15 protein-coding genes are annotated in these 20,520 nt (G+C 70.2%); 12 read left to right on the top strand and 3 right to left on the bottom strand.

The features are described 5' to 3' along the window. The first annotated feature begins 128 nt into the window (after positions 1–128). The 3 genes from MFF56_RS14640 (at position 129) to MFF56_RS14630 (ending at position 6,722) form a co-directional block, all read left to right on the top strand. Positions 129–1,316 (top strand): hypothetical protein, encoded by a 1,188-nt coding sequence (locus MFF56_RS14640; protein ID WP_238230243.1) that lies wholly within the window; start codon positions 129–131, stop codon positions 1,314–1,316. Between the two features lie 84 nt (positions 1,317–1,400). Further along, positions 1,401–5,657 carry a strawberry notch C-terminal domain-containing protein gene (locus MFF56_RS14635; protein ID WP_238230242.1) on the top strand — a complete coding sequence of 1,419 codons (4,257 nt, stop codon included), beginning with the start codon at positions 1,401–1,403 and terminating at the stop codon, positions 5,655–5,657. 39 nt (positions 5,658–5,696) lie between these two features. Next, a complete protein-coding gene (locus tag MFF56_RS14630) occupies positions 5,697–6,722 on the top strand; it encodes a hypothetical protein (RefSeq protein ID WP_238230241.1) in 1,026 nt (341 codons plus the stop codon). A 19-nt stretch (positions 6,723–6,741) separates the two neighbouring features. Here the strand turns inward: MFF56_RS14630 and MFF56_RS14625 are convergent, their stop codons facing one another. After that, entirely contained in the window at positions 6,742–7,116 is a 375-nt protein-coding gene (locus tag MFF56_RS14625; protein WP_238230240.1) for a hypothetical protein, read from the bottom strand. 169 nt (positions 7,117–7,285) lie between these two features. Between MFF56_RS14625 and MFF56_RS14620 the strand changes: the two genes are divergently transcribed. The 4 genes from MFF56_RS14620 to MFF56_RS14605 all read left to right on the top strand — a co-directional run bounded on the left by MFF56_RS14620 (position 7,286) and on the right by MFF56_RS14605 (position 13,881). Next, positions 7,286–8,128 (top strand): DUF6551 family protein, encoded by an 843-nt coding sequence (locus MFF56_RS14620; protein ID WP_238230239.1) that lies wholly within the window; start codon positions 7,286–7,288, stop codon positions 8,126–8,128. A 60-nt stretch (positions 8,129–8,188) separates the two neighbouring features. Continuing rightward, on the top strand, positions 8,189–10,855 hold the full coding sequence (locus MFF56_RS14615) for a DNA topoisomerase 3 (protein ID WP_238230238.1): 2,667 nt from the start codon (positions 8,189–8,191) through the stop codon (positions 10,853–10,855). 137 nt (positions 10,856–10,992) lie between these two features. Next, positions 10,993–12,156 (top strand): hypothetical protein, encoded by a 1,164-nt coding sequence (locus MFF56_RS14610; protein WP_238230237.1) that lies wholly within the window; start codon positions 10,993–10,995, stop codon positions 12,154–12,156. A 24-nt stretch (positions 12,157–12,180) separates the two neighbouring features. Then, positions 12,181–13,881 carry a hypothetical protein gene (locus MFF56_RS14605; protein WP_238230236.1) on the top strand — a complete coding sequence of 567 codons (1,701 nt, stop codon included), beginning with the start codon at positions 12,181–12,183 and terminating at the stop codon, positions 13,879–13,881. Between the two features lie 9 nt (positions 13,882–13,890). Here the strand turns inward: MFF56_RS14605 and MFF56_RS14600 are convergent, their stop codons facing one another. Together MFF56_RS14600 and MFF56_RS14595 are read right to left on the bottom strand one after the other, a co-directional pair. Next, positions 13,891–14,094: a hypothetical protein gene (locus MFF56_RS14600; protein ID WP_238230235.1), complete on the bottom strand. Its 204-nt coding sequence runs from the start codon at positions 14,092–14,094 to the stop codon at positions 13,891–13,893. A gap of 344 nt (positions 14,095–14,438) precedes the next feature. Beyond that, entirely contained in the window at positions 14,439–14,918 is a 480-nt protein-coding gene (locus MFF56_RS14595) for a hypothetical protein (RefSeq protein WP_238230234.1), read from the bottom strand. Between the two features lie 199 nt (positions 14,919–15,117). Here MFF56_RS14595 and MFF56_RS14590 point away from each other — a divergent pair, with 199 nt between their 5' ends. The 5 genes from MFF56_RS14590 to MFF56_RS14570 all read left to right on the top strand — a co-directional run bounded on the left by MFF56_RS14590 (position 15,118) and on the right by MFF56_RS14570 (position 20,519). Further along, positions 15,118–15,912, top strand: a complete 795-nt coding sequence (locus tag MFF56_RS14590) for a DotI/IcmL family type IV secretion protein (RefSeq protein ID WP_238230233.1) — start codon at positions 15,118–15,120, stop codon at positions 15,910–15,912. Positions 15,913–15,950: 38 nt separating this feature from the next. Beyond that, positions 15,951–16,844 carry a DotH/IcmK family type IV secretion protein gene (locus MFF56_RS14585; protein ID WP_238230232.1) on the top strand — a complete coding sequence of 298 codons (894 nt, stop codon included), beginning with the start codon at positions 15,951–15,953 and terminating at the stop codon, positions 16,842–16,844. Between the two features lie 76 nt (positions 16,845–16,920). Further along, entirely contained in the window at positions 16,921–18,024 is a 1,104-nt protein-coding gene (locus MFF56_RS14580) for a DotG/IcmE/VirB10 family type IV secretion system protein (RefSeq protein WP_238230231.1), read from the top strand. A 16-nt stretch (positions 18,025–18,040) separates the two neighbouring features. Beyond that, positions 18,041–19,741, top strand: a complete 1,701-nt coding sequence (locus MFF56_RS14575) for a hypothetical protein (RefSeq protein WP_238230230.1) — start codon at positions 18,041–18,043, stop codon at positions 19,739–19,741. A 16-nt stretch (positions 19,742–19,757) separates the two neighbouring features. Then, positions 19,758–20,519: an HNH endonuclease gene (locus MFF56_RS14570; protein ID WP_238230229.1), complete on the top strand. Its 762-nt coding sequence runs from the start codon at positions 19,758–19,760 to the stop codon at positions 20,517–20,519. Position 20,520: the final 1 nt, after the last annotated feature.

Below are 20,520 nucleotides of genomic sequence, written 5' to 3'. Positions count from 1 at the left end.
ACGGGTAGTCGGATGCGATCGGTTCCTTCGGGTTCCTTCATCTCCGGCGCACCGCGCCGACGCTCCGCTCGGCTCGGGCAGGATGGCACCTGGGCGTCCCATAAGGCCCTAGACCGAAAGGAACGAAAATGGGTTTCCAGTCTCGCAGCAGCGGCTCAGGCGGACCGCTGCCCCCGCGTCAGAACGTGGCCTACGAGGTCGTCAGCTACGACGTGAAGGACCGCTTCAAGCCGTCCACCGACGATACCTTCACGGCCATCCTCCTCACGGAAGCCTTCGGGCAGCCCGCCGGCACCGAGATGGTGTTCAAGCAAGGCCGCCTGCCTGAGCGCGGATTGACCATTCACAGCATGCTCTACGGCTCGACCAAGCCGCGCCTCGATCCGACCCAGGTCGGCGGCCAGGGCATCGCCGAGGGCGCGTACCTCGACCGCCGCTCCGGCCAGGTCGTCATGAACTGGCTCACGGTGAAGGTCCGCGAGCCCCAGAGCATCGATCAGCTGCTCTACGGCCAGTACTTCAGCGTCGATAGCGAGCGCACCAGCGATCGGGGTTTCAAGACCCAGGCCCGCTACATGTACGACGTGACCAACGCCAGAACGATCGAGGCCGTCTCCCCCGAGGCCATCCTGGCGGTCATCGCCGAGCACCTCGCCACTCCGTCCGCCAACCTCGGCGGCGATCCCGGCCTCGTGCTGCGCGGCATCGACCTGGATCGCTTCGAGGACGAGGCGTTCCAGGCGACCCGCTTCACCCTTCCCCGCATCGAGGTGAGCGAGGGCAACTACCGGAATGCCACCCCCGAGGAGGCGATCGCCCGGTTCACCGAGAACCAGTACTACCAGGACTTCGTCAAGAACCTCTTCGACCCGGACGATCCGGTGAAAAATCCCTTCATCGAGATCATCCCAATCGTCCGCATCCGGACGGGGCAAGACAGTCTTCCGGCCAACCGCGAGAAGAACAAGGACGACTCCTCGTTCTTCAAGCTCGAACTCGAGCCGATCAATCCGGACCCGGAGAAGAAGCGCTTCGCCCACCTGATCGCCCGCGGCCACACACACATCCGGTGGCAGGAGCCCAAGGCCGAGGGGCAGGACGGTTCCTTCTTCTCGACGCTGACGCTACCCATGCAGCGGCAGGCCCCGCTCTACGCACTGGCCGAGATCCCGACGCACAATCTACTTCCGGAGGTCGCCGAGTTCTTCTCGGCCCGGGCCGAGGCGCGTGGCCTCAAGGTCGACCCGCCGCAAGTCCGCGAACCGCGAGCGGCCGCGCCGAACGAAGAAACCGCTCCTTCGGCTCCCCGGCCGTAGGGAACCTGCGCAGAAGCAACGATACCGAAGGGGCGGCGCAAGTCGCCTCTTCTTTCTTTCGTCGACAGGCGGCATTGTCCGGCGATGTCCCATAGACCGTGGCCCAACCTCGCGACCTACGGCGCCCACCTGCGCATCGCGCGTTTCCGCGAACCTGCCGGCGCGACCGCCGCCGTCCTGAACTGCCGCAACAGCCTGTCGTCCGAGCAGGTCGAGCGCCTCGCGGGCATGGGTTTCGTACGCATCGTCCGTGACAAAGAGATCTATGCGCGTCCCGGCGACGTCGTGGACATCGAGCGGCTGCGCCAGGTCTTTCCCAGCATCATCGCCATCCGCACGGCCGAGGAAGCCATCTACTTCCGGGCGGACAGGTCGCCCTTCACCTCCCACCCTGCGGCCGAAAACCCGCCGGTTCCGGCGTCCACGCAACCGCCGACGGTCGCATCGGCCGTTCCCCGCATCGCATCCGCGCCGCCGCGCATCGCCCCCCGCCCGGCGCAGGTCCCACCATCGCCTCGGCCGGCGCCCGCGGCGACGCCCCCGTTGCCGATCCAAGGTCCGGCGGCGCGCGCTCCGCTGCCGCTCCCGGTCCGGATGCCGTCCGCGAAGCCTCCTGCGGCGACTCCCGTTCGGGAGACGGTCCGGCTCGCGCCCGCCAAGCCGCCCGCCCCCGCGTCTCCGCCCGGGGATCGTCCCGCCTCCCCCCTGGGATCCGGTCGGGTCCTCTCCCGAACTCCGGCGGACGTCACGATCTCGGCTTCGGACAGCCTGAGGCCCGCTCTCGACCTCGTCGACGAGATCGAGAGCCTGACCAAGGTTGCCGACTCGGATCGGCCGAACCGGTTCCAGGCGAAGTACGTCCCCGCGAGCCGCGTGGGACGCCCCATCGCCATGATCCCGGCGAACCTCGCGGGCCCGACCGCCAGGGCCTTGGGGCGGCTCGTCGAGGAGGTCGGCGACATCGACGAGTTCTCGGCCGGGCGTCTCGGCTGGTCGGTCTCCCAGATGGCGGAGGTGCTCTCCCCCGAGCAGATCGACGCCTTCGCCCTCGCGATCCACGCCGCCGACAAGGGGCGCGGCCTGATCGTCGCGGACCAGACGGGCCTCGGCAAGGGACGGGTGATGGCAGCCATCATCCGCGCGTCCATCCTGTCGGGGCGGCGGGTCGTGTTCTTCACCGAGAAGGAAAACCTCTTCTCCGACATCTGGCGCGACCTGCGTGACATCGGCAGCGACGCCCTGGTGGGGCGCCCCTTCATCCTGAACACCGGCTCCCGCATCGTCGACACGGCTTCGCCCGATGGCGACGTCCTGCACATGTCCCTCCGGCCGGCCGAACTGAAGAAGGTGGTCGCCGCCGGCGTGCCGCCCGAGGGCTGCAGCCTCTTCCTCGCCACCTACAGCCAGCTCAATCGGCCGGGACCGAAGGTCGATTTCCTCGCCGCCTGCGTCGAGGACGGCCACGCCATCGTCGACGAGTGCCACAACGCTGCCGGCGATTCCGCCACCGCCGCCGGCATCGGGCGGATCCTGGCCACCTCCGCCTCTTCGACCTACTCGTCCGCCACCTTCGCCCGGGGTGCGGAGAACCTCGCGACCTACCGCGCCGTGCTGCCGCCCTCGCTTCGCGACGCCGATCTCCCCCACCTCTACAAGGCCGGCGGGCACGCCTTCGCGGAGGCGCTCTCGCAGGCGCTGGCCGAGGAGGGGCTGCTGATCCGGCGCGAGCACGACCTCTCGAACATCCGCATCGAGGTGCGGGACGACCTCTCCCGCATCGAGCGCAACCGCAGCTACGCCGACAGCCTGTCGCCGATCCTGGCCGACCTTGCCCGTCTCTCCCGCATCGTCGACGCCCTCGCCGACCGCATGAACGAGCAGAACGAGGACGTCGTCGGCCAAGCCGCCAACGCAGCGGAGCGCAGGGCCGCGAAGGAGAAGTGGTACACCATCAACTTCGGGGCCTGCCTCGCCGGCATCCTGCGCCAGTTCCAGACGGCGTTGCTCGTCGACCAGTGCGTCGAGATCTGCGTCGAGAGCCTGCGCGGCGGCGTGAAGCCGGTGGTCGTGATCGAGACCACGATGGAGGCGCTGATGCGCCAGCTCGCCGAGGCGGCCGAGCGTCCCGAGCCGGTCGATGGCGAAACGGACGGCGCGGAGCCCCCGGAAGCCGACGACGGCACCGCCGAGGAGGGAGCGCGGCCGCCCGACTTCCGGGACGCGCTGCGCCTGATGGTCGGCCGCATGTCCCAGCTGATCGTGAAGCGGGACAAGGCGGATCCCGAACGCGTTCCGGCGGAGCACGACGACGTCCGGGCGCTCCGGGAGATCCTGCTCGCACGGATCGACGCGTTTCCCGATCTGCCCTTCTCGCCGATCGACGAGGTCCGCGACCGGGTCGAGGCGGCCGGCCGCCATCTCCACGAGCGGGGCGAGATTCCCGCCCCTTGGGTGATGGACGAGATCTCCGCGCGCGGCATGAAGGTCGAGCGCGGAAGCTACGTGCCGATGCCGGCCCGGGACCGCAACACGGTCATCGCCGGGTTCAACGGCGGTCGCATCGACGGTCTCGTGGTGACCCGGGCCGGCTCGACCGGCCTCTCGCTCCACGCCAGCGAGAAGGTCGCCGACCGCCGTCCCCGCCTCATGGTCGAGCACCAGATCCCGGCGAACGTCGTCGAGCGCGTCCAGTTCTGGGGCCGGGTCAATCGACGCGGCCAGGTCGTCGAGCCGGGCTTCGCGACGCTTTCCACCGGCCTGCCCATGCAGGCCCGACCGCTGGCCATGCAGAACAAGAAGGTCGCCGACCTATCCGCGAACGTCTCGGGCAGCGCCGACAACGCGACCGCGATGGACGTGCCCGACATCCTCGACGACATCGGAAACGAGATCGCCCGCAACCTCCTGGAGGAGCGGCCATCCCTGGCGGAGCGGATGTGCATCGCCATGAAGGTCGATCCCGAGGCCGCCGACGCCGAGCTCTATTTCGTCAACAAGATCCTCCAGCGCCTCGTGCTCCTGCCCTCCGACGAACAGGACGCGCTGTTCGCCGAGATGCTCGACCTCTACGGGGATCGCGAGCGCGAACTGGCGGCGATCGGGCGCCACCCGCACGGCTCGCGCGAGCTCGAAGGGGCGTGGCGGGTCGTCGAGCGCGAGGTGTTCGCGGGCGCGGACGCACGCGACGGCGAGGTCTTCGGCCGCCCGGTCTATCTCACGACGATCGAGACCCTTCGGCAAACGAAGCCCCTCCGGCGCGCCGACGTGTCCGCCGCCGTGGAGGAGGCCAACCAGCGCCTGGGCGCGGGAGCGAGGGCCGAGCGGCGCTACGGCCTGTTCGAGGAGGACGTGCTGCACCTCAAGCGGATGCGCGAGCAGTTTCTCGAGCACGCGCTGCCCCGGCGCTTCCAGAGCGTGGAGCACGCGCTGCGCGCCCAGGGGCCGAATTCCGTCAAGATCGCCGACGCGCGGGCCAAGCGGTTCCGCGAGATCCTGGCCTACGTCCGACCGGGCCTCTCGCTCTCGGCCCCGGACGAGGACGGGCGTCAGACCACCGGCGTCGTCGTCGACGTTCGCCGACCGAGCAACGACGAAATGCACCTGCCGGGACGCTGGACCGTGCGCTACGTGCTCCCCGGGGACGAGAAGCCGCGCGAGATCTCGATCGCGACCCTGGTGCGCGAGCAGAACTACAACCTCAACGAACCGCTGCCGGGCAGACCTCTCGAGAGGGGCTGGCCGAACTTCGACGCCCTCCCGGGCGGCCGGGTGAAGGTCGAGCGCAAGATCCTGGACGGCAATCTCGTGGCGGCAGTGCGGGCGGCGGCCGAGAGCGCGGAGGGCACCTTCGGCAGCGCCGTGGCGTTCAGGGGGGAGGACGGCATCCGCCGCAAGGGCGTCCTGATCCCCAAGAGCAAGCAGAACCGACTGCAGAACCTTCCGGGCAGCACCTCCGAGCCTCGCGTCGCCCTGGCGGTGCTGCGGGCGGGCGGGCGGCTGGATTCGACGGCGGCCTCAGACAAGAGCCAAGCCGTATCGATGATGGTCGAGGGGCGCTCGCTGGTGATCCAGTTGCCGGGCGGGCGCAACCGCAAGGCCGCGAAGGCCTATCTCGCATCGGAGGCCTTCCTGGCCGCCGTCTCGGGCGCGCCCTCGCGCGACGATGGCGGCTTCCGAGAGTACCGCCTGCCCCTGGATGCCGGCGCGTCGGCAGCCGCGGCCGTTCTGGACCTCGCCGGCCGGATGCACTTCGCGGGACGCTACCGGCATCTCGCGCTTCAGACGGCGGCGGCCAACGACGCCGAACCGGCGCCGTCGCGGCGCCCGGCCGTCTCGGCCTGATCGGAAGGGCGCCGCCGCCGGCGCCGGCGGAGAGCATCGATGACCTGTCCCGACGCGGTCCCGGATCTGCCGCTCGTCAGCAAGGAGATAGGGGCGACTTTCGACGTGGTCGGCCGGGCCACCGGAAAGCCGATGCGCATCACGCTGCTGACGATCGTCGGCATTCCCTACGACGAGGAGGGAAAGGCCAGGACCGACGGCGTCTTCGACGTCGAGGATTTCGACGGCTTCAGCACCCTGGACTACCTGCGTCTCGGCGGCGGTCTGTACGTCCTGCGGTTCGGTCTCGACCGGTACCAGAAGCCTTTCCGGGACCTCGCGCACGAACTCGACGTGCTGCAGGGGGCCAGCGAGAACAGGTACCTGATGAAGCGTACGGACCGGCACGGCGTCACGGGCGCCAAGGTGAACAGCTGGAACACGGATCCGAAGGGCCGGGTCGGCGATCCGTACCTCGACGGCATCTTCGACATGTCGGCCGTTCCCGCGCGCGTGGAGGAACTCCGGGCGGTCGTCGCCCGCAACGTCCTGCTGACGTCGCGGGGGCTGGCCTACCGCCAGCCCCATCCCTCCTGGGTCGTCTCGAACGGGGGCGACGTCGTCGCACTCTCACGGCCATCCCGGTCCGCGGAGCGGGTCGTCGACGCGTTCGGTCTCGGCCGGCTGGAGGATGCGCTCGAGATGGCGCGTCGCCTCGGCGGCGAGCCCCAGGTACGCGGCCGCGTGATCAGCGCGCCCGAGGCCCCGGTACCGGACGTTTCGGCGCCCGCCGCCGCCCTCTGTCTCGCGGAATCCGTCGACCAGACCCTGCGCCCAGGCATTGCCGATCTCCCGGATGGCGACGTGCTCCGGTGGCACGATTGCGCGAACGCGGAAGCGATCATGGACGCCTCCGGCGCCGACGGTCTGAAACGCGTTCTGACCGCGGCACGAGCCCTGGCCCGCGAACACGATGGGGGCCCCGGCTTCAAGGCCGCCTGGAAGTGGAGCGCCCGCCACGAGGTGAGGGCCGCCCTGGAACTCGGGGAGCCTCACACCCCGGCTCCCGCAGCGCTCCGCCCGTGACCGGCGCGGCACGAGGCCGTCACCGCCGGCAGCGGGTGTAGGACTCGCCGTCGATCCGGAGCGACCGGGCGCTCTTCTGGACGAGCCTCGCGGTCGCTCGGTTGGACACGCCGTTCTTCCGGAACTCCTCCCAGAATTCGAAGCACCGCAGCGTCAGCTCGTGGCTGCCGGCTCCGCCGGTGACTCTCTCGATCCGACAATGGTTCTCGTACCGGTCGAAGAGCGGTCCGTCCTTGCCGCCCATCTCGATCAAGGTGCGGGAGTTCGGTCCATCGCGGTCCCGGCATTCCGCCTCCGTCCTGGCCCAGATCCCCTCGTAGTCGGCACGGGGCGCAGCCTGCGCGTGCGGGACGCACAGCATGGCGAGCAGAACGAATGCCGATTGGCGCATCATGGCGAAATCCCGTGGTCCGTATCGGCGGTCGCTCCGCCGGCTCCACCGGCTTACGCCGGCGCAGGCCGACGTGCGACCATTCGGAGGGGCTTTCCGCTTTGCGGATTTCATCGCGCGGATTCATGGTTACCGAAGGAACCAAACGGCATCGAAGGAATGGAGCGAGCCGATGGACGCCGTCCTCCGCAGGATCAAGCCCCTGAACGTCGCCTCGACCGATTGCGGCTTCGTGGATACCCCGATGCCGGTCTTCGAGCTCGTCGATCCGCGCGACCTCTGGGTCGACGAGCGGTATCAACGCGGGCTGTCCGAGAGGTCCTTCTCCCTCATCCGTCGCATCCTGCGGATCTTCGATTGGCGGCGCTTCAAGCCACCCGTCGTCACGCGCACCCCAGAGGGCCACCTCCACGTCATCGACGGCCAGCACACCGCCATCTCGGCCGCGTCGCATCCGAAGGTCCTGCGGATTCCCGTGATGGTGGTCGAGGCCGCCGACATGGCCTCCCGCGCCCAGGCCTTCATCGGACACAACAAGGATCGGGTGGCGGTGACCCCGATGCAGATCTTCCACGCGTCCCTCGCGGCGGGCGACCAGGAAGCGGCGGTCGTCGCCCGCACGGTCGCCAAGGCCGGTGCTCGCATCCTGCGCTGCCCGCCCCGCAACGGCGCCTACGAGGTCGGCGACATCGTCTCGGTGCGGGCGGTGCAGTCGGCCGTGGCGTCCCTCAACCCGGCCAAGGCCCGGATCGTCCTCGAAACGCTCGTGAAGGGCGGCTGCGCTCCGCTCTCGGCCGACGCCATCAAGGCCTGCGCGCTCATCCTCTACGATCCGCTCTACGCCGGCGAGACGACGCCCGACGAGATCGCGCGGGCCGTCGAGCGGCTCGGCCCCGACGTCGACGACCGCGCCCGGCGCGAGGCCAGGCAGAACAAGATCCCCGCTTGGCGGGCGCTGGGACAGATCTATCATCGGACCGCGGTCGCGGGTCGGCGGATGCGCGCCGCGGCTTGACGCCGTTCCTTCGTCGGCCGACAGTTCCGGCGACCGGTCACCGTCCGAAGGACTCATTCCTTGCCACAACGGCTGTTCATAGCCGAGAAGCCGGCCCTCGGAAGGGCGATCGCCACGGCGCTCGCGACGCTCTCGGGCGAACGGCAGAGCCCCGGCCGCGGCTTCATCGAGGTCGGGAGCGACTGCGTCACCTGGACGATCGGCCACGCCTACGACACCGCCGAGCCGGGCGACTATTCGTCTACCTGGGACAGGTGGAACCTCGACGTGCTCCCGATGATCCCGGAGCGGTGGAAGCTCGTCCCGAACGCCGACATCGCCGACCAGATCGCGGTGCTGAAGGAGCGCATCCGACGCTACGACCACTTCGTGAACGTCGGCGACGCCGAGCGCGAGGGGCAGCTCATCGTCGACGAGATCCTCCTGGAGAACGGCATCGACCCGTTCTCGCCGAAGGTCTCGCGCATCTGGGTCAGCTCCTTCGTCGAGAAGGACGTGGCGACCGCGGTCGCCGGGGCGTTCCCGAACGACAGGAAGAGGAACCTCTACGAGGCCGCGGTGGCGCGCCAGCGCGCCGACTGGCTCCTCGGCATGAACATGTCGCGCGTCTTCGGCCTCCTGATCCAGCTGGGCGGGGCGCGCGGCTTCCGCGTCTCCGTGGGGCGGGTGCAGACGCCGACCCTCAAGCTCGTGGTCGATCGCGACCGGCAGATCGAGGCCTTCAAGGCCGTCGACCACTTCGCTCCCTCCATCACGTTCGTGCACGAGAACGGGACCTTCAAGGCCGCTTGGCAGTTCCCGCCGGACACCAAGGGCCTCGATCCGGAAGGCCGCCTCCTCGACAAGGCCGTCGCCACGGCCCTCGTCGCCCGGATCGCGGGCAAGACCGGCACGATCGAGAGCTATGCCGAGACCCCGAAATCGACCTCGCCGCCCCTGCCCTTCGCGCTCTCCACGCTCCAGAAGGCCTGTTCGCAGAAGTTCGGCCTGACCGCGCAGCAGACGCTCGACGTCGCCCAGGAGCTCTACGAGAAGCACAAGGCCATCACCTACCCGCGCTCCGACAGCCAGCACCTGCCGAACTCGATCCACAGCGACGAGGCCGCGGGCATCCTGCGCAATCTCGCGGGCGTGCGCGAGCTCGGGGACGCGGCCGGGCGGGCCGATCCGCGGCGGAAGTCGCCCGCCTTCGACGACAAGAAGGTCACGGACCACCACGGCATCATCCCGACATCCGAGGCGAGCGCCTCGAAGCTCGCGGCGATGGGCGAGATCGAGCGCAAGGTCTTCCTTCTGATCGCCCGCACCTTCGTCGCGCAGTTCCATCCGGACTTCCGCCACGTGTCGAGCATCGCCACCGTCCTGTGCGAGGGCGAGCGGTTCAGGGCGACCGGAACGCGGGTCGTCGATCAGGGCTGGAAGATGGTGTTCGGCGCCGAAGAAGCGGACGAGGAGGAGGAGGCCGAGGGCACGCTGCCCTCGATGAAGCAGGGTGATCGCGTGGATGCGAAGGCTGGCTCCATCGATCCCAAGCGGACGAAGCCGCCGGTCTCTTTCGACGACGGCACGCTCATCGAGGCCATGGCCAAGATCCACCTCTACGTGCAGGACCCCGAGGTGCGCAGGCGCCTGCGCGAGAACGACGGCATCGGGACGGAAGCGACGCGGGCCTCGATGATCGAGAAGCTGATCCGCGCCAAGTACCTGGACCGCAGACAGAAGGGAAAGCGCAAGATCCTCGTCTCGACGGAGGCCGGGAGGCAGCTCGTCGACCTGCTGCCCTCGGACCTCGTCGCCCCCGACACCACGGCGATGTGGGAGAGCTTCCTCAAGCGCGTGGAGAGCGGCGAGTTCACGCTGGCGCAGTTCATGGACCGGCAGACCCAGTTCGTGCGCAAGCGGGTGCAGACGGCGATCGCGGCCGGCGCCATCAAGGTGGAGGGCTTCTCCATCGAGCCTCTGGACGGGCATGGCGGCGAATGTCCGCAGTGCGGGGCGGGGCGTCTCGTCACTCAGCTCTGGCCCTTCGCGGACGATTACAAGGGCAGGCGCTTCCTGCGTTGCGACAACTGGGTCAAGGACCGGGCGGACAACTGCCGGTACCGGACCCGGCCCGAGGGCTTCAAGGAGCGTGCTCCGCTCGAAGGCGAGGGCGTCCCCTGTCCGGCCTGCGGCAAAGGCACCCTGAAGGGTGGCCTCGTGCGCAAGGAAGGTCCCAACAAGGGGCGGCCCTTCCTGATGTGCTCCGAGGTCGACCGTGAGAAGCCCGAGGGCTGCCAGCACTTCGAGTGGAAGGACGAGACGCCCTGCCCGGTCTGTTCGAAGGGCGTTCTGAAGCGCGGGGTCGTCCGCAAGGACGGCCCGAACAAGGGGCGGCCGTTCGCGATGTGCTCCGCGGTCGACCGCGGGAACCCCGAAGGCTGCCAGCATTTCGCGTGGCTCGACGAGAAGCCCGCGAAGGGACCGAAGATCAAGGGCGAAGGAGAGCCCTGCACGGTGTGCGGGAAAGGCACGTTGGTGCGCCGGACCGGCAAGACCAGCGGCAAACCGTTCCTGTCCTGCTCCAATTGGAAGGCCGGCGCGAGCGACAACTGCGACAACCGCATCTTCCCCGACGATGGTGGTCGCCGTCCGGCGGCCGGCGCAGGCACAGCTCCCTCTGCCCGTCCGCGCGGCGGGCGCGCTTCGCAGGGCGGCGGTAAGCGTTCCTTCGCCAAGGCACGTTGATCGAAGGAACAATTCCGGCCAATTTCGTTGACAGGTGCGTGCGGACGCGGCCATGATCGGCCAGCTTTCCGATCCACGCCCGCATTCCGCTTGCCGGCCGCCCGGCGGACGAGCAGGGTACGAAGGAACGAACCACGATGCGTCCACCACGCGCCGTCATCGCAGCGGCCCTGTATCTCGCCGCGCATGGTGCGGAAGCGCAGAGCTTCCTCAACGAACCGGTCAACCCGTCCGCCGCCCGCAACCCGATCGCGGCGCGCGCCGCCGAGATGGCTCCCGTGCTGTCGTGGCTCCAGACCCAGGGCGTGAAGCTCACCTACATCGGCGACGAGGGGGGCCTCAAAGCGTACTTGGGCGAGAGCGCCAACGGCAAGCAGCAGGTCTTCTACGTCGCGCCCGACGGCGACCACGTCGTGGCCGGGCTCATGTTCAAACGCGACGGCATGAACGTGACGGGCGTGCAGATCGGCGAGATGCAGCAACGCTTCCGCGAGGCGCAGCAGCGCTACGAGGAGGCGCTCAAGTCCTCCCGCGAACCGAACGACGACATCAAACGCCAAGTCCGGGAGGGCAGCGAGGTCATTCCTTCCGTCGGCGGCAAGCCGGCCGAGGGACCGGCCGCGCCGCCGACGGCGAAGATCGAGCCCGCCCCCGAGCGCAAGGTCGAGCCCGCCGCCAAGCCCTTCGACGCGAAGCCCCTCGACGCGAAGCATTCCTCTACGGACGCCCAGTCCGATGCCGGACATCCCGCCCGGGCTCCCGCGGGCAAGTCCGCGCCCGCCTCGGCTGTTCCGGCGGCCGGGCCCGCCCGGTACGTCAGCGGCCTCGACAAGGCCGAATTCGAGGCGGCCGTCGCCGACGCGGCGTGGTTCCGCGTCGGCGACGAGAAGGCCCCCGCCCTCTACATGGTCGCCGACCCGAACTGCCGTTTCTGCCACCGCGCCTGGGACGATCTGAAGCCGCTGGTCCTGGGCGGCAAGCTCCAGCTGCGCGTGATCATGATCGCCGGCCTGCCCGGGAGCGACGTGGCCGCCCGCGCCATCCTGGGCTCGGACCTTCCGGGTCAGGAGTGGCTCGCGGGCCGCGGCTCCGTCGACGGCGTGCAGGCCGGCCCGGCGCCCGAGCCCAACAGCGAGAAGTGGAACCTGACCACGCGGGTCCTCCAGGGCAACGCCGAGTTCATCAGGCGCTTCTCGATCCAGCAGACGCCGTTCCTCGGCTTCGTCGGCCGGGACGGCAAGCTCTACTCCTCGACGGGCACCCCGTCGGACCTCGCCCTCTTCCTCTCCTCGCTGATCTGATCGGAACCCCGCAGGATGGCAACCATGAGCAGCCTGAAGGCTCTCGAGCCCGTCGAACTCCGCCTCGCCGCCTCCTTCCGCGTCCGCCGCGAGATCGCCCGGCTGACGGAGATCGACGCCGCTCTTCGTTCCGAGGCCCGCGAGATGACCGCGGATGTCATCGGAGGTCGGCCCGAGGTGGTCGAAGTGATGCTCGACGTCATCGGCAAGCCCTTCGAGCAGGAGCCGGAGGCCTGCGCCGCGGCCTTCGGACAAGGGTTCGTCGAGGGCTTCCTCGTCGAGGAGCACGATCTGCGCCTCGAGGGCGCGCCGGCGCCCGGATCGCCGAGCGGGGCGCACGCGGCCCTGGGCGGAGCGCCTCCGTCCGGGAGCCCGTCCCTCCCCCCGCCCAGGGCCGCCGGACCGGCAGCCGTTCCTGGCCAGCAGGCCTCGCCGCCTTCCCACGAGACCGGCCGGATCCCGCAGGACGACGAGCGGCCGAGCCTGACGGAGATGCTCGCCCGGCGGTTGTCGGCCTACGACGTGGTCATGCCCGACGACTTCTTCGGCGTGACGTTCGACATGCTGAAGCGTCCCGAAGCCGAACAGATCATGGCGGAGGCCACGCTCGCCGCGGTCGACGGCCTCACGCTCGACGCGAGCCCCTACAAGGCCGACCGCGGCAAGGTCCACTGGCGGCGTAGGCTCTTCGAGGAGGCCTTCGCGCACTTCCAGGCCAACCCGCCTCTTCCGATCGAAGATGCGGTCGTCGGGATGGATGCCGCGGCCATCGAGCGGAGCGTCGAGCCTCCTCCTGCTCCCGAGCCGGCGCGCGAGACCGCCCCGGCCGTCGGGCCCGTCCGTGCGCAGGAGGCGATCGGATCGGAGATCGCCCCCGACGAGGTCCGCGACGAAGCCGCCTCGCCCGCATCCGCTTCGGGCGCGGATGCCCGCGACGACTTGATCCCCGAGCAGGCATCCTCGCTGGAGGAGCTGTCGGCCCCTGAATTCCCGGCTCAGGATCCGGAGCCGGTCAGGGATGTCGTGTTCGAGGCGCAGGAGGCATATGCCGGTCGCGAGGAGTCTTCCGATCCCGTCTCCCAGGTCGCGCCGGAGAACCCGGTGGGCGAGGCACCGGCGGCGCCGATCGGGCGCGTGATCGATTTTCCGTTGCAGGTCGCCCGCGCGCACGAGCCGCAAGCCGAGGACGTTCTGGACCCGTTCGGGGCCGGTCCGTCCCTGTCTCCCGTACGGGCTTCGGCTCCGATCCCGCCCGCGTCCGACGCCCCCTATGACGGCCCCGCCGCAGATCCGCACGACGAGACGCCGCCTCCCTACGACGAAGAGGATTGGGGCGCGCCGACCGACGATGCGGCCGACCTCGAGCGGGAGTTCAGCGAGCGGATCGGCTACGACCGCAGCGACGAGGAGGGTTCGGACGCCGACGGCCTGGATGCCGCGGCGGCGGCCGCCCTGGCCGTGGTGGTCGAGACGCCCGCGACGCCGGTCGCCGCCGGCCTTCCGACGGGCGGCATCCCGCCGCGTCCGGCCATGCCGAACCTGCGTCCCGCGCCGTCCATGCCGCCCCGGCCCGCAAGCGCTCCGCCGAGCATGCCGTCCGTGGGATCCGTCTCGCCGTCGCCGGTCGCCGCGAGCGCTCCGCCGATGCGCCCGAGTCTTGCGGGCGGCGAGGCCGGGATGCGCGTGGCACCCCGTCCGGTCGCGGTCCGTCCCCCGGGCATGTGACGGGCGACGTCAGGCGGACGCGGGCCCTTCCGCGTCCGCCTGCTCGAGCTTCCCGATCAGGCATCTGATGTCGGCGGGCATCTCGGCCTGGCTCGTCCGGGCGGCATAGACGTCCCTCAGGGCGGCGCCGATGCGCAGGGCTGCCACCCGCCCGAGCTTGGGCCGGCCGTCCGTCTCCCGGCGACGCGCACCTTTGCCCTCACATCCGCCCATCGTTGCCTCCCGAAGCCCCGGCCGCGAGGACGGGGACCTGTAACCGCGCTGCGCGACGGCGCAGCCAGGGCGCGATGTCCGTCGGAAGCGCGCTCCCGACCGCATGTTCCCGTCCGGGGGCGGCACCGGTCCGCGACGTCCAGCCCGCGCCGCGGAGTCGTGCGTCTCGTGGAGACGGCAGTCTGGGATGTCACGACGGCCGGTAGACGGTCCCCCGGCGCACGTTGCCTGCGCCCGCAAGGAAACGGCCGAGATCGGTCGCCGTTCCTTCGCGCGAGCGCACGGCATCCCGAGAGTTGCGGCCGGGGCGTACGGTTCCTTGGTGCGGCCGTACGGGGCGGCGCCTAGAAGCCTTCGTCTTCCGCCTTGCAGTTCGGGCATCGGCGGATGTGAGCTCCCTCGGACCAGAAGCCCTTCTCGCAGCTCAGGCACTTGCGGATCATCGGCGTCTTGCGCCGATCGACGGGCGCGCATTCCAGACGGCGCGACTGGCGGCCCTCGTCGAGCCGCGGAGGCTCGGGCAGCCATGCATGGCGCAGGAAGTTCTCGGTGGTGCCCACTTCCTGAAGGAAATGGATCGCCACGGTGTCGAGGCTCTTGCGCAGGGCATGCGCGAGCTCGACGAGCGGGGTGCGTCCGTCCTCCCGCCGCAGGCGCCGCTTCTCGGCGTCGTATTCTGCGTTCTCCTGTTCGGTCCAGCGACGGCGATGCGTCTCCGGTTCGATGTCGCGCCTCGGCAGACCCTTGCGGGAGGCCATCGTCTGGACGGCCGAGGTCGAGCGGCCGAGCAGGATCGCGATGACGACGACGCTCGGCTCCCACATCCACCAACGGATCAGGAGGTCGAGATCTGTCTCATCCCAGGGCCGTCGTTCGGACTGAGGCTGGAGCATATCGAAGGAACGGAACCGTGTTGACGCCACCCAACTCTTCGGACCAAATGAAGCTGCGTCAAGGAAAAAGCGTCCCTTGCGTGGAATGCGGCGGGCATTCCTTCACCATCGACCCCCGAGGAACCATTCCATGGCGGACGCCGCGCGCGTCAAAGGAACGAGAGGGCAGCGCCGCGCCGCGCCGGCGCGTTCCTCCGCGCACGACGTCGGCGTCGTCCGCTCCGCCGTCCGCGAGGCGGACCCCGAGGAGATCGCGCGCGCGATGCGCTCGCGGAGCGGCGCGGTCCTGTCGGAAGGGGCGCGCCACCACCAGGACGAGGCGGTCGCCACCGAACTGAGCCGCTCCGCCTACAGCCGCGAGCGCTTCATCTTCCTGCTGCGCACGCTCTACTGCGCGCTGGGTCTCATCGCGCTCCTCACCGTCGCCAACGTCTACCTCGCGGTCCGGCCCGTCGAGACGAAGGTCATCGCGAAGGACCCGATGGGCGGGGTTCGGGAACTCGTCACGCTGGAAAAGCCCCTCAACAGTCAGAACGAGATGCTAACCTGGGCTACGAGCGCCCTGACGGGCGCCTTCACCCTCAGCTTCTCGAACTACCCGCAGCAGCTCCAGGACATCCGGTTCAACTTCACCGAGCCGGGCTGGAAAGGCTTCCAGGAAGCCCTGCGCGGCCGCGGCGTCCTCGACGCGATCATCAACAGCAAGTTCGTGTCGACCGCCGTGCCCACCGCCGCGCCGGTCGTGGTCCAGCAGGGCCTGATCGGGGGCAAGTACGCATGGCGCATCGAGATCCCCATGCTGGTCACCTACGAGAGCGCCTCCGGCAGGGCGAGCCAGAGCTTCCTCGTGGAAGCGACCATCATCCGCCGACCCGAGACCGAGAACCTGCAAAGCCTCGGCATCCAATCCATCGTGGCCCGGTGACGGCCATGACGACGCGTCCGTTCCCCACGGTGACATCCATGCGCATCGGACCCCTGCTTCTGGCAGCGCTCCTCGTTATGCCCGCCGCCGCGTCCGCGCAGCCGGCGGGCCTCGACCTTCCGTCCCTTCCGCCAGCGGGCACGGGCAAACCCGTCGCGGTCTCGGACGAAGCCCTCGAACAGGCTCTGCAGGCCGTGCGGCCGATGACGCCCGAGCAGATCCGCAAATTCCGCACGATCATGGAGGAGCAGCGCAAGGCGCAGAGCCTCCCGATCTCGCCCAGCACGCCGATCAACCGCTCGATCGACGTGTCCCTCAAGCCGGGCGAGATCTCGCCCGTCGTGCGCGTCCAGGCCGGCAAGGCCACCTCGCTGACCTTCTCCGACATCACGGGACGCCCCTGGCCGGTCCTGGCGGTGACGGTCGGCAACAACCTCGCGGCCAAGGCCGAGAGCGCCGGCAAACCCGGGGATACGAACATCGTCGTGATCTCTCCGCTGCAGCAGCAGTTCGAGTCCAACATGATCGTGACCCTGGTCAACAATCCGGTCCCGGTCGCCTTCACGCTGCGGACCGGCGACGCCCAGGTCGACTACCGCGCGGACGTCCGGGTGAAGCTGCGGGGTCCGAACGCCGCCGTCGACGCCGTCGGCGGCGCGGCCCTGGCGCCGACGAGCGACGGAGCGCTGATCGCCTTCCTCGACGGCACCCCGCCCCGGGGCGCGGAGCGGATGCGCACGACGAGCGGCGACGTCGAGGCGTGGTGGATGGACGGGCTGCTCTACGTGCGCACGCCCAACCAGCTCCTGTCGCCGATCTTCAAGGCCAAGTCGTCCCACGTCTCGGGCGTGAACGTCTACCAGATCGTGGATGCCCCCGTCCTGATCGTCTCCCGCGACGGCCAGATGGCCACCGTCAGAATCTCGAGGTGATGCGATGGCCGAGGGCGGTTTCGTTTCGAATCTGAAGAGCGGCGTCTTCCGCAACAAGGGCGGTCGGAGGTTCCTCGTGTTCTCAGGCGTCGTCATGGCCGGCGCCGTCGGCATCGTGATGTTCGGCGGCGGCGGCGAGCAGCCGGCCTCGTCCCAGATCGCGATCCCGCCGACGACCCAGACGATCCAGGGCGGCAGCCAGGTCTCCTCGCAATATGCGGAGAACCTGCGCGCGGCCGATCGCCAGCGGCTGGAGGCGGCCGAGCGGGACGGCGGGAGCACCCAACCGACGCTCGTCGCCGTGCCGAACGGCAACGGTCCGATGATCGTGCCCGTCCAGCTGGCGGTTCCGGCGCCTTCCGAGCCGGCGCCGGCCGTCGACCCGCTGCTGGTGTCGCGCCCGCCGGTGATCAACACCAACCCGGTCCGGGCCCCGATCCAGTCGGCGGGACCGGAGCGCAATCCGCTCGTCGAGCTGATGGCCCAGCAGATGCGCGCCATCGCGGAGGACAAGCCGGGAACGGCGTCGGTCACGTACTTCCACGACCACAAGGAGGTCGCGGCCGAGAGCGAGCGCGATCGGCAGCTGCAGACGATCGCCGGCGCGTCCGGTCCCCCGGGGCTCGACCCGTCCCTGCCGCTGCCGGGGACGATCCTCTACGCCGAGACGATCGGCGAGGCGAACTCCGACGCCCCCGGCCCCGTTCTCGTGCAGGTCCTGCAGGGGCCGCTGGCCGGCTCGCGTCTGATCGGCACCTTCCGGGTCGCGCAGGAGGCCCTGGTCCTCGAGTTCGATCGGATGACGGTCCCGGAGGACCGCCAGAACCGGAAGCCCGCCAGGGTGGTCCAGCTCAAGGCGGTGGCCGTGGACACCGAGAAGCTCGGCACCGCGATGGCCACGGACGTCGACCGGCGCCTGTTCGAGAAGGTTGCCTTCGGCTTCAGCGCCGCCTTCCTGCAGGGCTTCGGACAGGCCGTGGCCCAGAGCGGCACGACCTACACCCGCGACGTGTTCGGCTCGACCTTCACCACGCCCAGGCTGAACACCAAGCAGCAGCTGTTCGTCGCGGGCGGCGCCGCCGCAGGTCAGGTCGGATCGACGCTCAACTCCGTGTTCGGCACCCGCCCGACGACCGTGAAGGTCCGCGCCGGCACGCCGGTCGGCATCCTCTTCCTGTGATCTCGGAGACCCCGCAATGACCAAGGACAGAAGGGCCTCCGCCCGCGATCCCGAGGATATGGACGTCGCCGGCTTCGACCTCGGCCTCGATGCGGACGAAGCTCCCGATCCGGCCGACGCCTTCGGGACCGGGCCTTCGCGGCAGGCAGCTCCCGTCCGTTCGGCCGCTCCGGCGCGCCCGCGGCCGGAGGCGATGCCGGAACCGGACGATCTTCCCGAGTTCGAAGGGGACCCCTTCGGCGGGCCGCCTCCCTTCGAGGCGCCCGTCCGATCCGCTCCGCCTGCTCAGGGCCACCGGCCCGATCCGGGCGACTGGGCGTCCATGCAGGAGATCGGCGGCTCGACCCCGCGGGGCGCCGGCTTCGGCGGCGGCGAACCCGATGGCGATCCGGCCGAGGAGTTCGCGAACTTCGGCGGCGCCCGGAGCGTCGCGTCGCTCGGGCGGCGCGCCGAGGAGCCGGAGCCCAAGGGAAGCTACCGCGCCGAGGCGGCCGGTCACGACGACGTCGTGATGCCGTTCGGCGACGACGAGGGCCAGGGCGAGATCCCCAAGGGCTCCCTCTACCGCGAGGACGAGACGTACGAGGAGGGCGATGGCCAGGAGGACGATCCGGCGCTGACTTTGGACGACGAGCCCGGTCCGGAGGAGGAGAATGCGGACGAGCAGGATGAGGCCAAGCCGTCGCTGGTCGATCGTCTGAAGCGCTTCGCCCTCCCGGCCGCCGCGGCGGCGGCCATCGGCGGCGGCGGCTACGTCGGCTGGACTCTCCTGTCGCCCATGCTGTCGTCGGGCGACGTCGCGCCGATCCAGGCGGCCGCGCCGATTGTGCCGAAGCAGCCGGTCGCCGGGCTTCCCCCCTTTCCGCCCTCCGCGCAGGCGCAGCAGCGGCCGGCGCTTCCGGGGGCGGCCGCCGCCCTGCCCGCGCTTCCGGGACAGCAGCCGGTCTCCGTGCCGGAGCTTCCCATGCAGCCCCGGCCGGTGGGCCTGCCGCAGAGCTCCGCGCTGCCGCAGGCGTCTGCGGCCCAGCTCCCCGCCGCCCAGATCCAGCCCCAGCCGTTCCCGGCCGCCCAGCTCCCGCAGGCGCAGGCCCCGCAGCTGGTCGCGGCGTTGCAGCCGGCGGCCACCGGATTCGCGCCGCCGGAGCCGTCCCGCACCGCCGCCGCGTCCGCTCCCTCGTTCGGCGGCGGACTGAACGGGCGCACGGTGCCGTCGACGGACATCGAGTCGAAGCTCGCCGCGATCGCCTCGGATCTCGCGGCGCTCCGCGGCCGACAGGACGAGGCCGCCCGCTCCGCGCAATCGGAGCGGGACGATCTCCGCAACCGGATGGGCGACCTGGAGCGCCGCATCGGCGAGACGCGGCGTCCGCAGGCGTCGCTGCCGGACAGGGACGAGACGAACCCCCGCCGCGCCGAGCGCGTGCAGCGCGAGGCGTCGACCGAGCGTCAGGGCCGCCCCGACCGGCGGGGCGAGTCCCGCGCGGTCTACCGGGAGGCCTCGGCCGACGACGGCACGCCTCCGCCGAAGCCGAAGGTCGTGCAGGGCTTCTCGCTCAAGGGCGTGAGCCGCGGCGTCGCTTCCGTCGAGGGCCGGGGCGGCGTCGTCGAGGTGGGCGTCGGCCAGATCATTCCGGGCGTCGGCGAGGTCAAGGCCATCCGCCGCTACGGTTCGGACTGGGTCGTCGTCGTCGGCAAGGGCGTGATCGTCCAGCAGTGAGGAGTCCGGACGCGCGATGTCCCAGAAGAAGCTTCTGCCGATCGTCCTGTCCTGCAAGACGCAGGGTTGGCGCATGCACGACCCGGACGCCCATGAAGCCGACCACGTCTTCCAGACGGGTCGGCAGCGCGTCCTCGATACGCAGAAGTACACCTGCCAGTACTGCGGCTTCCAATCGCAGAAATGGCAGGAGATCCATCACCGCAACGACGACCATCACGACAACAGGCCCGAGAACCTCGCGGTCGCCTGCATGTACTGCCACGCCTGCTTCCACATCGGCCTCGCGGGGCACAAGGGCGAAGGGGTCCTGATCTTCCTCCCCGAGATGGAGCAGGCGGACCTCAACTGCCTCGTGCGGGCCTGCCAGATCGCGCGACGCGCGGCGGATCTCTCGGGGGCGGACGCGGCGCGTCCGCGCGCCGACCAGGATGTGTTGCGGGAGTACAGGGACGTGGCCACGGCGATCCTCAAGCGTCTGGACGACCGGCGGGCCAAGGCCGAGGAGCTCCTGGGCGGCGTCCGCAATCCCTCCGACCTCGCCAACATCATGATGCTGATGCCCGACGACCTCTACGCGGAGCGCCACGAGAGGCTCCACGGCATCCGGCTCCTCCCGACCGGCGTCCGCAGGGGCGGCTCGGGCGAGGACCGGATGAACGAGATCGTGGACTTCTGGCTTTCCACCGGCGGCCCCTTCGGGGCGCGTCAGCCGCGAACCTGGATGACCACCCTCAAGCTCTACCTCGGCGCCCTGCCCTTCCTGCCCCAGGCCTAGG

Source organism: Methylobacterium hispanicum (assembly GCF_022179285.1).
GTDB classification, from domain to species: domain Bacteria; phylum Pseudomonadota; class Alphaproteobacteria; order Rhizobiales; family Beijerinckiaceae; genus Methylobacterium; species Methylobacterium hispanicum.
Note: the sequence above shows the minus strand (reverse complement) of the source record. Positions and strands in the feature narration are given on the sequence as shown.